This is a genomic window from Ignavibacteria bacterium, from assembly GCA_017302895.1.
Lineage (GTDB): Bacteria > Bacteroidota > Ignavibacteria > Ignavibacteriales > Ignavibacteriaceae > UTCHB3.
Map to the genome: position 1 here is coordinate 486,927 of JAFLBV010000003.1, position 21,573 is coordinate 508,499.

The 21,573-nt window shown below is 40.6% G+C and carries 13 protein-coding genes; 10 read left to right on the forward strand and 3 right to left on the reverse strand.

Annotated elements, in window-relative coordinates; genetic code table 11:
• The first annotated feature begins 235 nt into the window (after positions 1-235).
• The 6 genes from J0L60_14255 (at position 236) to aroF (ending at position 7,337) form a co-directional block, all read left to right on the forward strand.
• Positions 236-1,420: an efflux RND transporter periplasmic adaptor subunit gene (locus J0L60_14255; protein ID MBN8547292.1), complete on the forward strand. Its 1,185-nt coding sequence runs from the start codon at positions 236-238 to the stop codon at positions 1,418-1,420.
• A 10-nt stretch (positions 1,421-1,430) separates the two neighbouring features.
• Positions 1,431-2,114: an ABC transporter ATP-binding protein gene (locus J0L60_14260; protein MBN8547293.1), complete on the forward strand. Its 684-nt coding sequence runs from the start codon at positions 1,431-1,433 to the stop codon at positions 2,112-2,114.
• Entirely contained in the window at positions 2,111-3,271 is a 1,161-nt protein-coding gene (locus J0L60_14265) for an FtsX-like permease family protein (GenBank protein MBN8547294.1), read from the forward strand. Before J0L60_14260 ends, J0L60_14265 begins: the two co-directional genes overlap by 4 nt.
• A 10-nt stretch (positions 3,272-3,281) precedes the next feature.
• Positions 3,282-4,448: an FtsX-like permease family protein gene (locus tag J0L60_14270; GenBank protein MBN8547295.1), complete on the forward strand. Its 1,167-nt coding sequence runs from the start codon at positions 3,282-3,284 to the stop codon at positions 4,446-4,448.
• A 56-nt stretch (positions 4,449-4,504) separates the two neighbouring features.
• A complete protein-coding gene (locus tag J0L60_14275; GenBank protein ID MBN8547296.1) occupies positions 4,505-6,103 on the forward strand; it encodes a hypothetical protein in 1,599 nt (532 codons plus the stop codon).
• Positions 6,104-6,323: 220 nt separating this feature from the next.
• The gene (gene aroF / locus J0L60_14280) at positions 6,324-7,337 is read left to right on the forward strand and encodes a 3-deoxy-7-phosphoheptulonate synthase (protein ID MBN8547297.1); all 1,014 of its coding nucleotides are present in this window, start codon (positions 6,324-6,326) and stop codon (positions 7,335-7,337) included.
• Here aroF and J0L60_14285 read toward each other — a convergent pair.
• Complete coding sequence (locus tag J0L60_14285) at positions 7,314-8,873, reverse strand: FAD-dependent monooxygenase (GenBank protein ID MBN8547298.1); 1,560 nt, start codon at positions 8,871-8,873, stop codon at positions 7,314-7,316. The genes aroF and J0L60_14285 overlap by 24 nt on opposite strands.
• 35 nt (positions 8,874-8,908) lie before the next feature.
• A complete protein-coding gene (locus tag J0L60_14290; protein ID MBN8547299.1) occupies positions 8,909-10,747 on the reverse strand; it encodes a PAS domain-containing protein in 1,839 nt (612 codons plus the stop codon).
• Between the two features lie 217 nt (positions 10,748-10,964).
• On the opposite strand from J0L60_14290, the gene aceE reads away from it, so the two are divergent.
• The 3 genes from aceE to lpdA are packed head-to-tail and all read left to right on the forward strand — an operon-like array spanning position 10,965 to position 16,780.
• A complete protein-coding gene (gene aceE, locus J0L60_14295) occupies positions 10,965-13,634 on the forward strand; it encodes a pyruvate dehydrogenase (acetyl-transferring), homodimeric type (GenBank protein MBN8547300.1) in 2,670 nt (889 codons plus the stop codon).
• 14 nt (positions 13,635-13,648) lie between these two features.
• Positions 13,649-15,352, forward strand: a complete 1,704-nt coding sequence (locus tag J0L60_14300; protein MBN8547301.1) for a dihydrolipoyllysine-residue acetyltransferase — start codon at positions 13,649-13,651, stop codon at positions 15,350-15,352.
• A 9-nt stretch (positions 15,353-15,361) separates the two neighbouring features.
• On the forward strand, positions 15,362-16,780 hold the full coding sequence (lpdA, locus tag J0L60_14305) for a dihydrolipoyl dehydrogenase (GenBank protein MBN8547302.1): 1,419 nt from the start codon (positions 15,362-15,364) through the stop codon (positions 16,778-16,780).
• A 91-nt stretch (positions 16,781-16,871) separates the two neighbouring features.
• On the opposite strand, the gene J0L60_14310 is transcribed toward lpdA, so the two are convergent.
• The gene (locus J0L60_14310) at positions 16,872-17,090 is read right to left on the reverse strand and encodes a hypothetical protein (protein MBN8547303.1); all 219 of its coding nucleotides are present in this window, start codon (positions 17,088-17,090) and stop codon (positions 16,872-16,874) included.
• Positions 17,091-17,192: 102 nt separating this feature from the next.
• On the opposite strand from J0L60_14310, the gene J0L60_14315 reads away from it, so the two are divergent.
• Positions 17,193-17,675 carry a transposase gene (locus tag J0L60_14315; protein ID MBN8547304.1) on the forward strand — a complete coding sequence of 161 codons (483 nt, stop codon included), beginning with the start codon at positions 17,193-17,195 and terminating at the stop codon, positions 17,673-17,675.
• The last annotated feature ends 3,898 nt before the right edge of the window (positions 17,676-21,573 follow it).

The following is a 21,573-nucleotide window of genomic DNA, read 5'->3' on the forward strand; positions in this document are numbered from 1 at the left end:
CGTAGAAATTTAATAATACTGATAATTGGACAGCCAAAATCACGAAAAGATTAATGATATTCAAGGATTTTGGTTGAATGGTATATATTCTAAACAAGCGGTTAAAAAGAATGGTTTCTGTTGAATAGTTTTATATCCAGAATTCAAGAAATTAAGGGAGAAATTTGTTATTTTTGCCCTTTTATAATTTAACAGTATAATTATTCATAAAATTCAATTCAGACGAGAATTTAACATGCCCGATTCAGAAATGGATCTTTCAACACTAAAAATTGACCGTACTCAAAGAAAAAATCCGGAAAACCGCGGAAAATACATCAAATTCGGGGTGCTGATAATATTATTGGCAGCGATCGCATGGGCGGTTTTTTATTTTTTTGGTGATATTTTTGATCCTCCGGCAGAAGTAAAAATGACGACCGCAGTAATGCAAACCCCAACAGAAAGTGAAGCCCTGCTCACAGGAAATGGTTATGTAGTGGCTCAAAGAAAGGCCTCCATTGCATCGAAAGCAATGGGAAGACTGGTTTTTCTGAAGGTAGTGGAGGGTGATAAAGTAAGGAAAAACGAAGTTATCGCCCGGCTCGAAGATACAGACATTATCGCTCAGATACAGCAGGCAGAGTCGAACTTGAAACTTTCTGAGACTGACCTTAAGGAAGCTGAAAACAATTTCAGAAGGGCGAAACAACTGTTTGAGAGGAATGCTCTGACCGAAACCGAACTTGATGCTGCAGAAACAAGGTTAAAACGGGTGGTTGCAGGTATCGATTATGCCAAAACCCAGATAGCCCGGCTCAAAGTGGACCTCGAAAATACTCTCATCAGGGCACCTTTCGATGGAACGGTACTGACAAAAAATGCGGAGGTCGGAGAGGTGGTTTCTCCATTGTCGGGTGGCGCCAATTCAAGAGCTGCGGTTGTTACGATAGCGGACATGAACTCCCTTCAGGTGGAAGCGGATGTGTCCGAATCGAATATCGATAAAATAACTTTGAACATGGAGTGTCAGGTTTATCTTGATGCTTACCCTGACAAGGGATATGCAGGTTTTGTAGCAAAAATAGTACCTACTGCCGACAGGTCAAAAGCGACGGTATTGGTGAAGATCGGGTTTAAGGATTATGACAGCAAGGTTTTGCCTGAGATGAGGGCGAGGGTTTCATTTCTCGCTGAACCCGTTAAAAACACGGATCAGAAGCCGTTCCTTGCCATTCCTGTAACTTCGATCGTAAAACGGGATAATAAAAAGTATGTTTACAAAGTGAAAGACGACAAAATTGTGGAAGTTCCTGTAACAACCGGGAAGGAATACGGAACCTCTGTCGAAATCACATCCGGACTTGCCGAGGGTGACAAAATTCTCGAAAAAGTCACAAAAGAAATAACTCCCGGTCTAAAAGTGAAAATCAAACAATAACAGGTAATATATGTCATCTTTAATAGAGATCAACAACCTTCAAAAATCGTATTGGAGAAACAACCTCGAGATTCCTGTCTTGAATAAACTGAGTCTCGGTGTCGAGAGTGGTGAGTTTCTTGCCCTGATGGGACCTTCGGGTTCGGGGAAAACCACACTTTTGAATATGATTGCAGGTATTGACAGACCCACAGAAGGCACCATTAATATCAATGGCGAAGATGTGGGGCGCATGAGTGAGTCGAATCTTGCCAAATGGAGATCGGCTAACATCGGATTTGTTTTTCAGTTCTACAATTTGATACCTGTTCTTACTGCTTTCGAGAATGTCGAACTGCCGCTTCTTCTTACCAAGTTGAAAAAAGATGAGCGGAAAAAACATGTCGAAACCGCACTGACCATAGTAGGACTTGGTGACAGAATGCACCACTCCCCGAAACAACTTTCAGGTGGTCAGGAGCAAAGAGTGGCTATTGCCCGGGCAATTGTAACTGATCCATTGATAATTGTTGCAGATGAACCGACCGGAGATCTGGATAAAAACTCGGCTTCCGAGATTCTGTCGCTTTTGGAAAAACTTAATAAAGATTACCATAAAACTATCGTAATGGTAACTCACGATCCGCATGCTGCTGAGAGAGCAAGTCGTGTCCTTCATCTTGAGAAAGGTGAACTGGTCAAGGAGACAGTATGAAAATCTTAAAGATTATGCTGAAGAATGCACTTCGGCACAAATTGCGTTCCTTCCTTACGATTATTGGTATTTCAGTTGCCGTTATCGCTTTTGTTGTGATGAGAACAATCATTACGGCATGGGATATCGGAGTGGAAGCTGCTGCTGCAGATCGTGTAATTGTCAGGAATGCCGTATCATTTATCTTCCCTCTGCCGGTAGCATACAAAGATAAAATAGAGAAAATCGACGGAGTAAAAATTGTTTCATGGGCAAACTGGTTTCAGGGAGTCTACAAGGACAAGGAAAACTTTTTCGGCAGAATGGCAGTGGATCATAATACTTTTTTCGAAGTGTATCCCGAGTTTATGATTACGCCTGAAGAAAAAGCCGCATTTCAAAAAGATGTTCAGTCGTGTGTAATTGGCGAGGCTACCGCTACAAAGTTCAATATCAAAAAAGGTGATATTGTTACTATTGAAGGGGATATTTACCCCGGAAACTGGGATTTCAAGGTGGCAGCCGTCTATAAAGCCCGCGACAAGATAACTGATGCGACCGGCATGTACTTCCGTTGGGATTATGTAAACGAACGCCTGCAGAAAGAGTCTCCAGCAAGGGCAAATGAAGTGGGCTGGTATATTATCAAAGTTACCGATCCTGACAAAATTGCTGCCATTTCACAAAAGGTTGACGGATATTTTACAAACAGCTCATTTACCACCAAAACAGAGTCGGAAAGGGCATTCAACCAGGGATTTCTTGCCTCCACAAGTGCCATTATCACAGCAATGAATGTGGTTTCATATGTAATTATCGGAATCATAATGCTCGTGCTTGGTAATACCATGATCATGGCAGCGAGGGAAAGAACCAGGGAATATTCAGTGCTGAAAACACTCGGATTTACAGGAAAGCATCTGACAGGCCTGATACTCGGTGAATCGCTGGTTATATCCTTTCTTGGCGGACTCATTGGACTCTTCCTCGGGATCTCTCTTGTCGATGGTTTGAGTCAGATTGTCCCAAAAACAATATTCCCAATCCTGGAAGTAAAAACGATGACAATATTATTTGCTTTCTTTTCAGCCATGCTGGTCGGAATAATTGCATCGATTTTCCCGATTCACAAAGCCGTCAATACAAAGATTGTTGACGGATTCAGATTTGTAGGGTAAGGAGAAGAGTATGATACCATTAAAATATACAGTAAACAGCCTCAAGAGAAGAAAACTCACCACTTCAATTACCATTGCCGGTGTTGCACTTGTGGCTTTTGTTTTCGCAGCGGTTTTAATGATGGCTTATGGAATTGAGAAAACCCTCAAATCGACGGGTTCACCTGATAATATTAAGATTGTCAGAAAATCTGCGACGGGTGAGATATCCAGTCTTATTGACGGAGAGGCTCAATCAATTATTTCCACATCACCACTGATAAGTAAATCGACTGCCGGGAAACCTCTTATCTCAAAAGAGCCGGTGGTTCTGATCAATCTTACCCGTGATGACGGTGCCACAGGTAATCTGACTGTGCGAGGACTAAATGAGATATATAAAGAACTCAGACCTCAGGTCAGGATTATTGAAGGACGCGAATTCAAATTCGGAGTGAATGAACTGATTGTGGGCGATGCACTCGTTGCAAAATTCCCGGAGACTGAAATCGGAAAGAAAATTAAATTTGCCGGTGGTGACTGGACAGTTGTTGGAATTTTCACAACTGACGGAAGTGGTTTCGATTCGGAACTGTGGGGTGATGCTTCACAGATTCTTGCAGCTTTCAACAGAGGTAGTACCGTAAGCACACTGACAACAAAACTCGTCTCTCCCGATAGTCTTGATCAGTTTAACCAGTTTTTGCTCAAGGATAAACGGCTTAATCAATATGAAGCAAAAGCAGAGCAGCAATATTATGCCGAGCAGTCGGAGGGACTTTCGCTGTTCATCAGCATAGTCGGAATATTTGTCACAGTGATTTTCAGTTTTGGAGCGACCATCGGAGCCACAATCACGATGTACTCTGCGGTTGCGAACAGAACAGTGGAAATTGGAACGATGAGAGCCCTCGGCTTCAGCAGGAGGAGCATACTGATGGCATTCCTGATCGAGTCGCTGTTTCTGGCACTTCTCGGCGGCGTAATCGGGTTGGGACTTGCATCTTTCCTCTCATTTGTGAAGATATCGACCCTGAATTTCTCATCATTTTCAGAGATAGCATTCAGTTTCTCCCTTTCTCCGGCGATAATCATTTCATCTCTGATCTTTTCACTGGTTATGGGTTTCATTGGCGGTTTCCTGCCGTCATTCAGAGCAGCCAGACTGAATATCGTAAATGCACTTCGGGGGATGTAGCTTAACAGCTAATCCCTCTTTTGTTTATCTTTGCTTATCGATTATAAAGAATTTTGATGAGCAAGATTAAACACTATATATTAATTTTTTCCGTTCTCCAGGCAGTTGGACTTTCGCAGAATTTGCTGGAGAGCGGAAAAGATATTTTTCGTTTGGCAGAAACAAGCGATACAGTTCAGATTGAACTTTATTCTCAAGCTGCGGAGAAGCTGGAACAGTATCTGCTCACAGATTCGACAAATCCGGAAGCTCACTACTTTCTGGGCTATGCCTACGACAGAATATCCCTCCCCACTATGAATTACCTCCCGATTTTGGATATGTCATTCCTGCGAAAATCAGTTGCACACTTCCTCAAATCGATCGAATTGTCACCTGAATACAAAGGTGAATCGTGGCACTTAAGCGCCTATTCCAAGATTATTTCCATTTGGGGAACTGCGGCACTTTCGTATATGGTGAAAGGTCAGCCTGATTCGGCAAAGATATGCTTCAGACAAATCCTAAAAAACGGAGTGATATCGGGGGCATATTTCGATTATGGCGAGAATCTTTTAAGATCGATACCTCAGAATGCAATAGTATTTTCAGAAGATGAACTGGAAACTTTTCTTGTTTACTACCTTCAACTCATGGACGGTCTAAGGAAAGATGTCACTTTTTTGCATGCCGGATTTTTGAATGCCCCCGAGTATGTAAAACTTATGAAGTCAAATTACTTTATGGGAACATATAATGCCGGAATGGACATGTCTGAGGATGAAATTGAACGACTTCAACCACAGGTAAAAAAACCTGAGAAGTATAATCTCGAGATCCCGTTGTCAGTTCTCGACAAATACAAGGTTGAAAGCACAGAGAGATTCCCAAAACTGACTTTCGTTTTCCCTCCGGTTCCGGAGAAAGAAGCAGATTCTTCCCAACTGGTTGTAACAGGTTCGGAGCAGGTTATATTCGACATAATCGCCAAAACAAAATGGCTTAGGGATATCTGCTTCACACCGACATATCAGGGAAGGGCACGCACCGTGTTCTCTAAATATCTCCGCGCAGAAGGACTCGCATACAGGATGCTTCCCTATGTAACCGCTGAAAGAAATGAATCGATAAACAGCGATTTGCTCGAGGTACTCTTGAGTACACCGGAAGATTATTTTGATGAAACGGCAAATTTTGGGATGCCATTCGATTTCGGTTCCATCAATTCAGAAGAAGTGGTTCGCGACAGGTCTTTGTATTCCCTCATTGATAACTATTCCAATCTTTATTTCGATCTTGCTGATTCGTACCTTATGATGGAAAACAAAGGTCAGGCAAAACGAGTGCTGATTTATTTTGATATGAATCTTAAACCGGGAACCCTGATCAGGAATTATTCAACCGTTTACAGGGCGGCCCTTCTCTACGAGAGGGTGGGTGAGTTGAATGATTTCAAAAGACTTGGCGTCATTTCCGAGGGACTTGCCCTGAAGGAACTTGAAAAAGATCCGTTTTCATATGATGATGCCGGAAGCCCCTATGACATGCTGCTTGATTACTACATCAAGATAAACGACATGAATAAACTGATTGAGATGCTTCGTAATCTCTCCCAAAGGTACCCGGAAAATCTCGAAATAAAAGAAAAACTTGATGCACTGACAAAGAAGGGATAGTTTTCTTTCCCTGTCTTCGATGATCCGCCGGCCGTTATCACCATTCTCAACCGAAGATTTGAGTATACCATAAAGTCTCGAATTCAACAAAGAGCAACTAACCACAATTCATTATATTTGTATATTCAAACAATTTATATTCAGTATTGTTTACCAATAAATTATTGTTAAACATGCAAAATAGAATTACTTTTGCAGTTCATTTTTCCCGGAGATCAAGTTGGTTGTAGTATTTGAACAGCGAGCAGATGAAGAAAAGATTGACCGAATCGTTGAGAAGATCAAGGGTATGGGCTATTCTGTATTAAAATCCGAGGGGGAAGGACAGCGGATTATTGGTATTGGGGGAATGAAACCCGAGAGCGACATAAAAGAAATCAGTATGATCGAAGGAGTGGCGAAGGTACTCAGCATATCCGAACCGTATGTTTTTGCAGGACGGGAATTTAAAGCTGATAATACCATAATCAAAGTTGGTAATGCATCGCTCGGAAGTGACGAAGTTACAATAATCGCGGGTCCTTGTGCTGTGGAGAATGAAACCCAGATTCATGCTGTTGCGCGTTATGTGGCAAAATCGGGTGCGAAGATTTTAAGAGGTGGTGCCTACAAGCCAAGAACCTCCCCCTACTCGTTTCAGGGATTGGGAGAGGAAGGTCTCAGATTCATCAGGGAAGCTGCAGATGAAAACGGCTTAAAGGTCGTTACTGAAATAATTGATCTTACTCTCATCGATCTTGTCGGGAAATATACTGATATTTTTCAGGTGGGTGCACGAAACATGTATAACTACCCGTTGCTGAAAGAGCTCGGGAAATTAAATATTCCTGTACTCCTCAAAAGGGGACTTTCTGCGACCATTGATGAACTTTTGATGTCATCCGAATATATACTGGCAGGCGGAAACAATAAAGTAATTTTATGTGAGAGGGGAATCAGGACTTTTGAACCATCCACCAGAAATACATTTGATGTTTCGGCAATACCTGTTATCAAACAGAAAAGTCATCTTCCTGTTATTGCCGACCCTTCACACGCCACAGGCTATCGCGACATGGTAACCCCTGTTGCCCGGGCTGCCGTTGCCGCAGGCGCTGACGGACTGATAATTGAAGTGCATAACGATCCTGCAAAAGCGATGTCGGACGGTCCACAGGCTCTCTTCCCGGATCAATTCGAAAAGTTGATTAATGAGGTGAGGTTAATAGCCTCAGCTATCGGAAGAGGAGTTTAGAATAGCTGCTGCCACATTTTCACCATCGATGGCAGCGGATACAATTCCACCGGCGTAACCCGCTCCTTCACCACAGGGATAAAGTCCTGAAATCTGCGGATGCATAAGTGTCTCCCTGTTTCGTGGAATACGGACAGGCGAAGAAGTTCTTGATTCGACTGCCAGCATTTGAGCCTCCTCGGAAATGTAGCCCTTCAATTTCTTATCAAAAATTCTCAAAGCCTCTTTCAATCTGAATGAAATTTCATGAGGGAGAATTTTGTTCAGATCGAGCGAAACAGTTCCCGGGATATAACTCGTCTTGGAGAGTGAAGGGGAGACTTTCCCCTTTATGAAGTCGGTTACCTTTTGAGCCGGAGCTGTTTGAGTGCTGCCCCCTGCCTTCCAGACATCAATTTCAACCATTTTCTGGTATTCCAGGGCTGCGAGGGCACCCTTGTTTTCAAATTGATTCCAGTCGTTTGGAGTGACTTCCACGACAAATCCCGAGTTTGCAAAAGGGGAATCGCGGCGGGAGACTGACATTCCGTTCAGGACAAGTTCACCGGGTGCACTCGATGCCGGAACGATAATACCTCCCGGGCACATACAAAAAGAATAGACACCTCTTCCGGAAGCCTGGCATGTGAGTGAGTAACTTGCTGCGGGCAGATTCGGGTCTCTGGTTTTGGAGTGATACCGTGCTTGATCGATAAGCGGTTGCGGGTGCTCGATCCTTACACCGAGGGCGAAAGGTTTGGCTTCAATCAGAATTTTCTCCCTGTCCAGGAGATAAAAAATGTCTCTTGCCGAATGACCGGTTGCAAGAATTACGGCATCACCTCTGAACTCTTCCGATTCGTTTACAATAACCCCTGTGATTTTGTCATTTACCCTTAAAAATCCGGTGACTCTTGAATCAAAATGAATTTCACCACCATGGTCTAGAATCGTTTGACGGATGGAGGAAATAATTTTCGGAAGTTTATTCGAGCCAATATGTGGGTGAGCATCGACCAGGATATCTGGATCTGCTCCGTGCATCACAAGGATGTTCAAAATTTTAAGGACATTTCCTCTTTTGTCAGAGCGGGTATAGAGCTTGCCGTCGCTGTAGGTGCCGGCACCACCTTCACCAAAGCAATAGTTGGAATCGGGGTTTACCGTATGGAACTGCATTATTGCTCTCAAATCCCGTCTTCTTGCCTGCACATCCTTCCCTCTTTCGAGGATAACCGGTTTAATACCGTTCTCCAAAAGTCGAAGTGCTGCAAAAAGACCGCCCGGACCTGCCCCGACAATAATTACTTCTTTCTTTGGCCCTGCTTCTCTGTAAACAGGTGGTGTTAAGGGAGTAACGACAGGTTCATCAATAAAGACCTGCACTTTGAAACGGTAAAGGGGGTTCTTGCTTCTTGCGTCAATTGACCGTTTCGAGATGTAATAACCCGTTATTTTTGCAGGTTTCTCTTTAATTGATTTAAGGATGAGAGAGCGGATTTTTTCGTTATCGCGGGCATCAGCCGGATTGACGGCGATTTCAACTTCTTTTATCATAATTCCGGCGGGTCAGGGAATTCGATTTCCGGCTCTCAAATCGACAAGCCTCTCGGGAGGGTAAATGTAACTATGGTGCCCATTCCGAGCTCACTCGAAATCACAATAGTGCCGTGCATTTTCTCCAACAATTCTTTGCAAAGAAGCAAACCGAGTCCCGAACCCTTTTCGTTGAATGTTCCTCGCGAAGACCTTGTATGAGAGATGTCAAATAGTTTATTCAGGCTTTCAGTTTCGATTCCCCTTCCATTATCGATAACCGAAACCTCGATTGTTTTATCAGTAGCCTTCTGATTGATCCAAACCTGTGCACCGGCATCACTGAATTTAGCTGCGTTTGAGAGGAGGTTTCTTACGACGGTGAGAGTCATCTCGGTATCCGCTATAGCGAAAAATTCTTCAGACGGTGTAAATTTTATTAAAATATTTTTAGACTCATAAACAGTCGCCATTTGGGCAATGGCTTTTTGGATGATAGTGGAAATCAGAAATCTTTCGGCATTTATTCTCAATTTTCCTTGTGTCGCTCTTGACCATTCGAGAATCGATTCCAAAAGTGCGAACTGGGTTTGTGCAATTTCATAACTTGATTTGATGAACTGTTTTCTTTCTTCTTCTGTAAAAAGTTCATAGTCGCTGTACAACAGGTCAAGCGAATTAAGCAACGGGTGGAAAGGACCTCTGAGGTCGTGAGCCAAAATTGAAATAAACTTGTTTTTCCTTTCGTTCAGGTCTCTCAGTTCACTTGAGAGTGCTTCGAGTTCCCGTATCGAGTCTTTGCGTTCAGTAATATCGAATCCGAAAATTGCCAGTCTGTATACATCGCCATTTTCGTCAAAAACAGGGTAGAACGAGTTGAGTATATTGCTTCCAAATCGTAGATCCTCAAATTGGACAGAAGCTTTAGTACGGATGACCTCGTCAATCTTTTTTCTTCTGTATTCTGCCGTTTCGGGCTCAAGAAGTTCAAAAATATTTTTCCCCGAGAGGTCTTCGCCCGGTCTTTTAAGTCTCTCGGCAGTAATCAAGTTACTGATTACTACGGTACCGTCGAGTTCTATCAGAATAGCGGATTCTGTAATCGAATTTACGAGAGACTTCAACACTCCGGCATTTTCTTTAACGCTTTCCTGAAGTTTGATTTGTTGAGAGACATCCCTTGCAACGGCATAATATTTATCATTTTTGATTGCTGCCCGCCAGTCGAGGGTAACAACTTCACCTGTTTTGGTCAGATATCTGTTGCGGAACGAAGAGATTATCCCGTCATCCGAGATATATGTGGATATATTCAGGGTTTTTTCCAGATCATCGGGGTGTACAAATTCGATGAATGAGCGTCCCTGCAGCTCTTCAACCCCAAAGCCGAGTGTTTTTTCCCATGCCTTGTTTACCCTTATCAGCGTTCCGCCAATTGTGGCAATACAAAGGAGGTCAGGTTGGATATCGAAGAAGGTATTAAATTCGAATTCCCGTTCTTTTTTCTCTGTAATGTCGGTGATATATCCTTCAAGAAAAAGGAGATTCCCCTCCTCGTTGTAGATTCCTGCTCCTTTTTCCCACACCCATTTCTCCTCGCCTGATTTTGTGCAAATTCTGTACTCGATGGTGAAAGGAAGGGTGGTGTTGATGGCTTCCTGGATGGCATCCCAAACTTTTTGTCTGTATTCGGGGAGAATTAATGAATCGTAGGAAACAAATTGGTTTATAAACTCGTCCGGGGTATATCCGGTCAGTTCAAAAGACCCGGGGGAAATAATAAACATTGTCCAGTTAGTATCGTTGGCGCATCTGTATGCCATTCCCGGCAAGAAACTGAATAAATTGTCCAGAGTTATGCCGTTATTACAATCTGAACTCCCGGCAGAAATCATGATTTGGCTTTCTCAAAAGAAGGAAAAAAAACAATTTATATCAATGTGTTAATCTAAATCATATTTTTCATAAATGCAAATGCTATTTGGGACATTGGGCACGAATCCCGTCTGCGATTTTAGATTTCTTTTGCTAAATTTGTAAGTTTGAAATTAAATATTTCCCCACCGTGTTATTAGATTTAGAAACGAACATCGACAACTAAACAGGTTTTATATGACAGACGATAAAAATTTACGCGAAATACAGGAACTTGAGAATCAGGAATGGCTCTATTCTCTTGATTATGTTCTTCAGAATGGCGGAAAAGAGAGAGTGGTTGAATTGCTGCATCTCCTGCAAATAAGGGCACACAAAGCAGGAGTGGAGATTCCATTCACCGCCAACACACCATACATCAACACCATTCCGAGAGAAAAACAGGTTCCTTTCCCGGGTGACCGTGAAATTGAAAGAAGAATAAAGAGCATCATCCGTTGGAATGCGATGGCGATGGTGGTCAGAGCAAATAAAATTGAGAACGGAATTGGCGGCCACATTTCCACTTATGCATCGGTTGCCACCCTCCTTGAAATCGGATTCAATCATTTCTTCAGAGCAAAAAGCGAAAACCATCCCGGCGATATGATCTATTTCCAGGGGCATGCCTCACCGGGAATATACGCCAGAGCATTTCTCGAAGGAAGAATTTCGGTTGAAGAGCTTGAAAACTTCAGAAGAGAGCTGAAAACTCCAAGAGGACTTTCCTCATACCCGCATCCCTGGCTGATGCCTGATTTCTGGCAGTTCCCAACCGTTTCGATGGGATTGGGACCACTTCAGGCTATTTACCAGGCACGATTTAACAGGTACCTCGAAGACAGAGGACTTGTTCCAAAATCTGACGCCAAAGTAATTGCGTTTCTTGGTGACGGTGAAACTGATGAACCCGAATCACTCGGTGCCATCACCCTCGCTTCCCGCGAAAAACTTGACAACCTCATTTTTATTATAAACTGTAACCTTCAAAGACTTGACGGTCCTGTAAGAGGTAACGGTAAAATCATCCAGGAACTTGAAGCTGCTTTCAGAGGTGCAGGCTGGAATGTTATAAAAGTTGTTTGGGGTTCCGACTGGGATCCGTTGCTCGAACGAGACGACAAAGGAATTCTCGTTCAGACTCTCGGAGAGATTGTTGACGGTGAATACCAGAAATTCTCTGTAGAGTCAGGTGCCTATGTCAGAGAAAAATTGTTCGGAAAACATCCTGAACTCACCAAAATGGTTGAGGAAATGAGCGATGAACAGTTGAGGAAGATGAGAAGAGGCGGACACGATCCTGAAAAAGTTTATACCGCTCTCAAATCAGCTTATGAGCACAAAGGTCAGCCGACTGTTATTCTTGCAAAGACAATCAAAGGTTACGGACTCGGTGAAAGCGGTGAAGGAAAGAACATTACTCACCAGCAGAAGAAACTGAACGAGGATGAATTAAGAGAATTCAGAACAAGATTTGGAATCCCCATTTCAGATGATGAAGTGGCTAAAGCTCCGTTTTACAAGCCTGCTCCCGACAGCCCCGAAATTCAGTATCTGAAAGCCAAAAGGGAAGCGCTCGGCGGTTCTGTTCCCCAAAGAAAAGTTGATATCAGACCGATTAAAACTCCACCCGAGGAAATCATTTCAGAATTCTTCGAAGGAACTGATGGCAGAGAAGTTTCCACCACGATGGTATTTGTTAAGATTCTCGCTAATCTTCTCAAAGACAGAGAGCTCGGCAAACTTATAGTTCCGATAGTTCCCGATGAAGCCCGTACATTTGGTATGGAAGCCCTCTTCCGTCAGGTAGGTATTTACTCTCATGTCGGACAGCTTTATGAGCCGGTTGACAGACAGAGCCTCCTTTATTATAAAGAAGCTATAGACGGACAGATTCTCGAAGAAGGTATTACTGAAGCCGGTTCAATGGCATCATTCCTCGCTGCAGGAACATCCTATGCCAACCATGGTTTGAATATGATTCCGTTTTTCATCTATTATTCGATGTTCGGATTCCAGAGAATAGGTGACCTTGTATGGGCAGGTGCCGATATGCGCACGAAGGGTTTCCTCGTGGGAGGAACTGCGGGCAGGACCACTCTTAATGGAGAGGGTCTGCAGCATCAGGATGGTCACTCGCACCACCTCGCTTATCCTGTGCCTACACTTCTGACCTACGATCCTGCATTTGCATTCGAACTTGCGATCATCATTCGCGAAGGCATTCGCAGAATGTATGAAGAACAGGAAGATATTTTTTATTATATCACAGTTATGAACGAAAATTATGCGATGCCTCCAATGCCCGAGGGTGTCAAAGAGGGAATTGTAAAAGGTCTCTATAAATTCCGTTCATCCGACAAGAAAAAATTGAAACTCAAGGTAAATCTCCTTGGCAGCGGCACGATCATGAATGAAGTGCTTAAAGCTCAGGAAATACTTGAAGAGAGATATGGTGTTGCAGCCGATATTTACAGCGCAACAAGTTACAAAGAACTCAGAAGAGAGGCTCTCGAAGTCGAGAGATGGAACCTTCTGAATCCGGGTGATCCGAAACAGACTTATATTTCGAAAGTCTTTGAAGGAGCTTCGGGAGTATTTGTTGCCTCGAGTGATTACATTAAGGCAATTCCTGATTCAATTTCCAAATGGGTACCCGGTAGATTATTAACTCTCGGAACAGATGGATTTGGAAGAAGTGAAGGCAGGAAAGAGCTTCGGGATTTCTTCGAAGTGGATGCAAAATATGTTACCGTGGCAGCGCTCTATGGACTGATGTTAGAGGGCAAGGTTAAACAGTCAGTTGTCGATAAAGCCATTGAAGAGCTTGATATCGACAAAAATAAACTTAACCCGATGATATCGTAAGAAAGGAATGTACCATGGATAAAGAATTTAAATTACCCGATCTGGGTGAAAGTATAGTTTCCGCGACCATCGTAAAGGTACTTATTGCACCGGGTGATATGGTGAAAGAGGATCAGACCGTTCTGGAGATTGAGACCGACAAGGCTACAATCGAAGTCCCTTCCGAGATATCCGGTAAAGTTTCGGGTGTTTATGTAAAAGAAGGCGATAAAGTTGAAGTGGGAGCTGTTGTGTTCTCAGTTAGCGCAGAAGGTCAGGCTGCTGCTCCGGTTGCGGCTCCCCCGGCAGTTGAAAAAGTGGTTGAAACTCCAATAGCAAAAGCTGAGGAACCGGTAACTGTTACTCCTGTTCCCGAAGCCCCTGTTCAGACTTCTGCTCCTGTATCGACCGAGATGATTTTGCCCGATTTAGGTGATACCATCCTGTCAGCGCTTGTTGTCAAAGTGCTTGTAAAAGTTGGCGATAAAGTTGTTGAAGATCAGTCTGTAATCGAAATAGAGACAGATAAAGCAACGGTCGAGGTGCCAGCGAGTGCTTCAGGTACTATCACGGAAGTCTTTGTAAAAGAAGGCGAGCATGCAAAAGTTGGTTCTGTGATGTTCAAACTTGATTCATCATCAGGTGCGGCTCCTTCAGCCAACTCCGGGGCAAGTGCACCTGTGGCACAGCCTGCGGTTCCGTCTCAAAGCGCTGCACCAAAACTTACCCCCGATGAGCTCAAAGAGGAATTGGGTAACCCTGAAGTTACAATTGCTCCACCAAGAGTATTACTCGACATGCAACCGCCGATCTTAAAAAATTCAGCTCCGGCTGCTCCTTCAGTCAGAAGGCTTGCCAGAGAGATTGGTGTGGATATCAACAAGGTGCCCGGTTCAGGTCCGGGTGGCAGAATAACCCTTGACGATGTGAAGGCTTACTCGAAAGCGCTGCATGAAGGCAGAGTGAAAGATCAGCCTCAGGCTGCAGGTGGCGGTTTTGGAATAAAACAGCAGCCACTACCCGATTTCAGCAAATTTGGCGAAATCGAACGGAAGGCTATGAACAACATCCGTACAAAGACTGCGGAACACCTGAGTTATGCTTGGGCTACAATTCCGCATGTAACGCAGTTTGACAAAGCGGACATAACTGATCTGGAACAGCTTCGGAAGAAATTTGCTCCCGATGTTGCGAAATCAGGCGGAAAACTCACGATGACTTCGATTCTGGTGAAGGTGATTACTGCCGCTTTGAAACAGTTCCCGCAGTTCAACTCATCGGTTGATATGGAGAAAAAAGAGATAGTTTACAAGAGCTATTTCAATATCGGCATCGCTGTAGATACTGAGTTCGGTTTGATCGTTCCAAATATCAAGGGAACTGACAAACTTAACCTGACACAAATTTCAGCCGAAATGAATGTGATTTCTGAAAAGGCAAGGAACAAAAAAATCGGACTCGATGACCTGCAGGGTGGATGCTTCACCATTTCCAACCTCGGTGGAATTGGCGGTACATATTTTACTCCTGTTGTAAATTCACCTGAAGTTGCAATACTGGGTGTCTCCAAAGGTGCATTCGAACCTGTTTACAAAGACGGGAATTTTGTGCCGAGATTGATGCTTCCATTGTCGCTTTCATACGATCACAGAGTCATCGATGGTGCTGATGCAATCCGTTTCTTAAGATGGGTTATCGAAACTCTCGAGAATCCTTTTAAACTTATGATTGAAGGGTAGGGGGTTGCGATGATAAAAACACAATTATTGGTGATTGGTGCCGGACCCGGTGGATATGCTGCTGCTTTCGCTGCTGCAGATATGGGTATGGAAGTTACTTTGGTGGATTTGGATAAAAATCCCGGAGGAGTGTGTCTCTTCAGAGGTTGTATTCCTTCTAAAGCACTTCTTCATGTCGCAAAACTGATTAATGAAACAAAAGAAGCGAAGCACTGGGGTATCGATTTTGGTGAACCAAAAATCAACCTCGATCAGCTTCGGGATTTCAAAAACAGAGTAGTTGCTAAAATGACGGGTGGACTTGGTCAGCTCGCCAAACAGCGCAAGATCAATTTTGTTCAGGGAAGGGCTACATTTACATCTTCCCGCTCGGTAAAAGTCGATCTGAACGACGGTGGCAAGGATGAGATTCACTTCGAAAAAGCGATTATTGCCATTGGTTCTGAAATCATAACAATTCCTGCATTTAATATCCAGAGCAACAGGCTGTTGAATTCCACTTCCGCGCTCGATCTTCCTGCAATTCCTGAAAAGATGCTTGTAATCGGTGGCGGATACATCGGTCTTGAGCTTGGGTCAGTATATGCAGCACTCGGGACAAAGGTTTCTGTTGTGGAGATGACAAACGGACTTCTGCCCGGTGCCGACCGTGACATGGTGAACTTCCTCTCTCAGATGTTGAAGAAAAAGTTCGAAGCAATTATGCTTGAGTCAAGAGTGATGAAACTTGAACCTGTCGAAAACGGCATAAATGTTACAATTCAGGACAAAACAGGTGCAGACAGAGTGGAATTCTACGATTATGTGCTTGCATCAATCGGAAGAAGACCAAATACCGCAGGACTCGGTCTGGAGACCACAAAAGTTGAACTTACACCCCGTGGACATATCAAAGTTGATAACACCTTGAAGACCACTGACCAGTATATTTATGCAATTGGTGATATTGCTGGTGATCCAATGCTTGCTCACAAAGCCTCTCACGAAGCCCGTGTGGCGGTAGAGGCTATCGCGGGTCACCGTGTGGCATTCGAACCTGCGGCAATTCCTGCCGTGGTTTTCACTGATCCCGAAATTGCATGGGCAGGTATCACAGAAACTGAAGCCCGTGAAAAAGGAATTAAGCACGAAGTTGCTAAGTTCCCGTGGGCAGCATCAGGCAGAGCGACAACATTGGACAGATTCGATGGCGTCACAAAGCTAATCGTTGATCCTGATACTCAGAGAATTCTCGGAGTGGGAATTTGTGGTCCCGGTGCAGGAGAACTCATCGCTGAAGGCACACTTGCCATCGAGATGGGAGCAAATGTTACCGACCTTAAAATGACAATTCATCCTCATCCGACACTTTCAGAAACCGTAATGGAAGCTGCAGAAGTTTTCTTCGGCGAAAGTGTCCATCTCTACAGACCGAAGAAGAAGGTTTGAAAACTGAGGGCTGAATATTTGAAGGCTGAGGGCTGAATAGCGAAGGCTGAAAAATTTAGGGGCGATGTCAGAAATGATATTCGCCCCTTTTTTATTTATGGTCAATCTTTAGCTTCGGAAAAGGAGCGACAATCGTCCCGATTGTCCAATCGAAAAACTCAATCTCAGGGACAGGAGCGACAATCGTCTCGATTGTCTTACCGATCAACAAAATCACAGGGATAGGAGCGACAATCGTCCCGATTGTCCTATCGACCAACAAAATCACAGGGACAGGAGTGACAATCGTCCCGATTGTCCTATCGACCAACAAAATCACAGGGATAGGAGCGACAATCGTCCCGATTGTCCTATCGACCAACAAAATGGAAATGCAGAAATTTATTTAACTTAAACCATATTCATACAAAGCATGAAATCGAATTTCGAACCGGTTAAAGACTTGAATTTTACACGAAGGAAACTCCCTCACTATCAATCCACCCGCACTTGTTATTTCGTTACCTCACACTGTTCGATGGGTGTCATTTTGTCGCCTGAGGAAAGAGACATTGTGCTTTCAGCGATAAAATTCCTCGATGATAAAAAATACGATCTCCTGACGGCAGTTGTGATGCCGGATCATATACACCTTCTTATAATTCCGCATCCTAAAAATGACGATTCGGAATTTTCCCTTTCTGAAATAATGCACAGCATAAAGAGTTACACAGCCCATCAGTGCAAAAGAAAAATTTGGCAACATGAATCCTTCGACAAGACTGTAAGAAACAACGATGAATTTGTAACATTTGCGAGCTATATCTTTAATAATCCTATGAAAAAAGGGTTGGTGGCAGAGGGCGAGGATTACAAATGGTTTTATGTTTTTAATAATAAGTTAGAATATATATAAATAACATATAACGCATAATAAAATATAAGTTAGAATAACAGATGAGTAAAAATATGCAATCAAGTAACTGCTTTCTCTGCTCCGAAAATGTAAAATAATACACATCTCTCATATCGCATTCATTGTATGGAAAGTATTCATCAACTCAGAATTTCTATTACGGGAAATAAGTCGATGAAATTCTGGATGAGGCCATCTCACCCGCATACATCCAATTCCAAGATAATAATTATTATGATGATTCATAAGAGTATCTCAAGCGATAGTATAAGCATTAATAGTATCCAAAAAAAATAGAAATGCTTAGTTAGTATTATAAGTTTCATCGCGATCTGCCTACATGGAATGATCGCGGGGTCGAACCTATCATGGCCAAATATTATGGTCGCCTCAAAGATGTTGATTATAAGAAAATTAAATCCGTTTTGAAAAAATAACAAGGAATCTCTTTGACTACTCATAAAAGTTTTTCTTCTTTCTAAGATTCAGAATACACAAAAAAATCTAGATACAGCACCATGCTAAATGATCTAGAACATTCCAATGACTCACTCATATTAAGAGATGTATGCTAAAAAATAGGGAAAGCACTTAAAAAAGTAAAAATCTAAAATAATTTTAAAGGTTCTTATTATTCTGGATAAAAGAAATTTTAAGAATTCTTAAAAAAACAAAAAAAGCGAAAATAAAATAACTTCAAAAAATAAGAATAGAATAAAAAATAAAAATAAAATGCTTTCGGTTTCAAAAAGATAAAATTCAACCCAAAACTTAATACTAAAAATGATGAAGTAACTGGATTAAAAGATATAATATATGGTTCAAATCACTCTATAAAGTAAAGAAAGTACGCAACTATCAAAAATACAATATCAAATGAAAAAACTAATGAAAAGACAGGAGGTAACTAGACAATATCAAGATAATAAAAATCAAAAAGAGAAAAAAGTAAAAGTATTCATCCTTCATCAAGTAGAACTTCATTTTCTAAAAAGCCTGCTACTTCAAGAGATAATTTTGTTCACGATGCTATTCAGTCAAAGTTTAAATCAGTAAAAACTTTCAATATTGCAAATATTATACACAATAATTAGAATTTAAGGACAATAAACTAGATTTACAAACCTGTTTAAAAATTATAGAAAAAATAAAAAACCTCAGTGGAGCTAAGTAGAAAATCCTCATCAAAACAATTAATTTCTAGACTTAAATTCCGATCGAATAGTCATCATAACTTGCCTACAGCTTCTATCCTTAATCGAGATTTATCTAAAAAATAGTTAATGAGTAGTTTGAAATCAAATAGAAGTGCCTCAAAGAAAAGCATTCCTATTTCAGTAGCCAAAGGATCGATCATCGAACTAGATGGAATAAACCATATAAGTTAAAAAAGTCTCCAATCAGCTCGACAAAATTCTCATAGAATATTGAGAACAAATTCATCAGGAAAACTAAATAATCAGCCAAGCAGCTTCGATAAACAGTACACAACTAGTAAAATACCTATTGAAAATAAAGGATTTGGTAAGAAGAGAAACTCTATTGTGGAAAACATTCTAGAGAAGAAATTGACGGTCTTTAAGAGAAAACAGGCGGTAATGTGAATTTTTACTTAATAATATTTTAATATTTATCTGTGTTAATTACTTTAGTTTTATATATAATTTGCATATATACTCATTTATCATTAATTGCTTAATTACAATAATTGAGATTTTTAACTGATGTAAACTCAAATCAAAAAGGTGTTACAAGAGATAATAAGTTCTTTCGAATCTGATAGTCTGGACTATTTGACATGTTTTAAAAAATCTTTACAATAAATATTGATAAGCTTAAAATAAGAGCAATAAATAATGAAGGAAATGCACCAATAAGAAATTGATAGATTAAAGGATATTATAAGATAAAAATAACAATAAATAATGTAATTAAAATAGTAAAACTAAAAGAAGCATGAAGTTTAAACAAATAAACAAACTCCTTATAAAATATTGTTAAAGTCAAATAGGAACCAAGACATAATAAACAACAAAGAAAATGTGCAAAAATAAGACACAAATAATGCGTAATACCCATTTTGTAATGTTAGCATAACGGCAATAAAATAGAATCGGTATTCCTTACAAGTTGGGCCGAGTGGGTTTAGTAATAGTGGTAAACGGACTTGTAGGATTAATTCATCTCACATTAAAAATAAAATAATTAATCAGCAAAGACTCAAATTTGTGAATAGTCCGAGGGAGTGGAATAACGAAAACAATTAAATGAGCAGCAAATACTTAAAGCCTACTTAAAGTACGCTCCATCTCAACATCTCGGATGTCAATCTTGGCTCTCCTCGATTCAACACAACGCGGAATTAAAAATAAGAAAAAACTAATTATTTGAAAGTTAACTATGATAAATTTGTTAATTAGAATTAAATAAAGTCATCCTCAATCACTAACAAACCTAAGCTATGCAGAAAGCCAAACAATATAAATAGAAGCAAAAGAGGATTGTTTTAAAGAAAAAAAGAGACAGCTGCTTTTGAAACCAACAAATTCAAAGGCGTTTAAATGGCAATACCAATTAAGATAATAAATGTCTCCGATATAAAGCCTCGTTGATTTTATAAATAATAATATTTTCTTAAATGATAAACAAAGATTCTCGCGTTTAGATTGAAGCTGACTAATCTGATAAAGAGAACTATGAATAACAAGCTTACCCTAAATCGACGATGATTAATCTAAGAGTTGATGAAGACATAGTTAAAGGGATTTGTGAATAGTTTATTTCAAAAAAGTAAAAGGCAGCAAGATAGTTAAACTATTACTAAATTCCAAATTGGGAGCATAAAAATTGGTAGCCAATGGCATGTCACTTTAGAAATATTGAGTATACTTCTATAAATGTTCGAACCCCAAAAACCCTCCAACAATGCCTGTAATTTATATGTAAAGAGTATTTGCCTTATTATAAGTAAATATTTCAGAATTAATCTTAAAGAAAAAAATTATAATTATTTCTTTATGATCGTGTAAGATCAATCAGGTGTTAACTATTCGTCCAAGCAATATTTGAACCCAAAATGGCAATGAAATTGATTAAACTTATTTTATTTTTGGAAATGATGATAGAGCAGCCGATATAATTGGCAGGTTTAGAATACTTCTTTGCACCTTAAGTTAAATCTAATGTGCTAGAAGATTAAAGTTTGAAATAATACTTTAATTAAGCTTTAGAATTGGCAATATATTGGAAGAAAAAATAAAAATTATTAGCTTTATTGGCTGATCATTTCGATGAAATATAGAAATAATAGAAGCTGCAATAGGCTCTGAATAAAAAATTAAAAATTTTGAATAAAAACTATATTGTCTATTTTACGGAACTTCTCAAGAATAAAAACATATATATTCGTTTCATACTTTGGTCATATATTATAAAAATGAGATAAATTTTTATCGCTCACTATAAGAAGGCTAAAATGAATGAAAAAGCTGGCTTCATCTGTCGAGTTTTGGGATATAGTAAAATGGATGGATGGATTGATCTCAGCAAATAAGCAGATCAACTTAAATTACAATCCCACAAATGCTAATTTGATTTAGATATAAAATTGTGGATTTCATAAAAGGATCTTTTCAATGTGTTGAATGATTTGTTATCGGATATAAGCTGATCCTTATTTTTGTTTTATTTTTAAAATATACAAAATAATCAATTAGATTCTATTAAATTGTATTTTATTGAAGGTAGACTATTAGAATAAAAGGTGGTTTGATAGTAACTGTTAAGGAAATGTATAAACGTTATAAACAAAAAATGTCAATAATTTATTTAAAATTTATTCATATCAATTAAATTGAAAATGATGAGCCAAGGCCAAGTGACATATTATCGTATAAAA

Coding starts and splice junctions, on each gene's coding strand:
- J0L60_14290 (MBN8547299.1), bottom strand. CDS start 10,747: ATGATTTCTGCCGGGAGTTCAGATTGTAATAACGGCATAACTCTGGAC.
- J0L60_14315 (MBN8547304.1), top strand. CDS start 17,193: ATGAAATCGAATTTCGAACCGGTTAAAGACTTGAATTTTACACGAAGG.
- J0L60_14260 (MBN8547293.1), top strand. CDS start 1,431: ATGTCATCTTTAATAGAGATCAACAACCTTCAAAAATCGTATTGGAGA.
- J0L60_14285 (MBN8547298.1), bottom strand. CDS start 8,873: ATGATAAAAGAAGTTGAAATCGCCGTCAATCCGGCTGATGCCCGCGAT.
- J0L60_14270 (MBN8547295.1), top strand. CDS start 3,282: ATGATACCATTAAAATATACAGTAAACAGCCTCAAGAGAAGAAAACTC.
- lpdA (MBN8547302.1), top strand. CDS start 15,362: ATGATAAAAACACAATTATTGGTGATTGGTGCCGGACCCGGTGGATAT.
- J0L60_14275 (MBN8547296.1), top strand. CDS start 4,505: ATGAGCAAGATTAAACACTATATATTAATTTTTTCCGTTCTCCAGGCA.
- J0L60_14255 (MBN8547292.1), top strand. CDS start 236: ATGCCCGATTCAGAAATGGATCTTTCAACACTAAAAATTGACCGTACT.
- aceE (MBN8547300.1), top strand. CDS start 10,965: ATGACAGACGATAAAAATTTACGCGAAATACAGGAACTTGAGAATCAG.
- J0L60_14300 (MBN8547301.1), top strand. CDS start 13,649: ATGGATAAAGAATTTAAATTACCCGATCTGGGTGAAAGTATAGTTTCC.
- J0L60_14265 (MBN8547294.1), top strand. CDS start 2,111: ATGAAAATCTTAAAGATTATGCTGAAGAATGCACTTCGGCACAAATTG.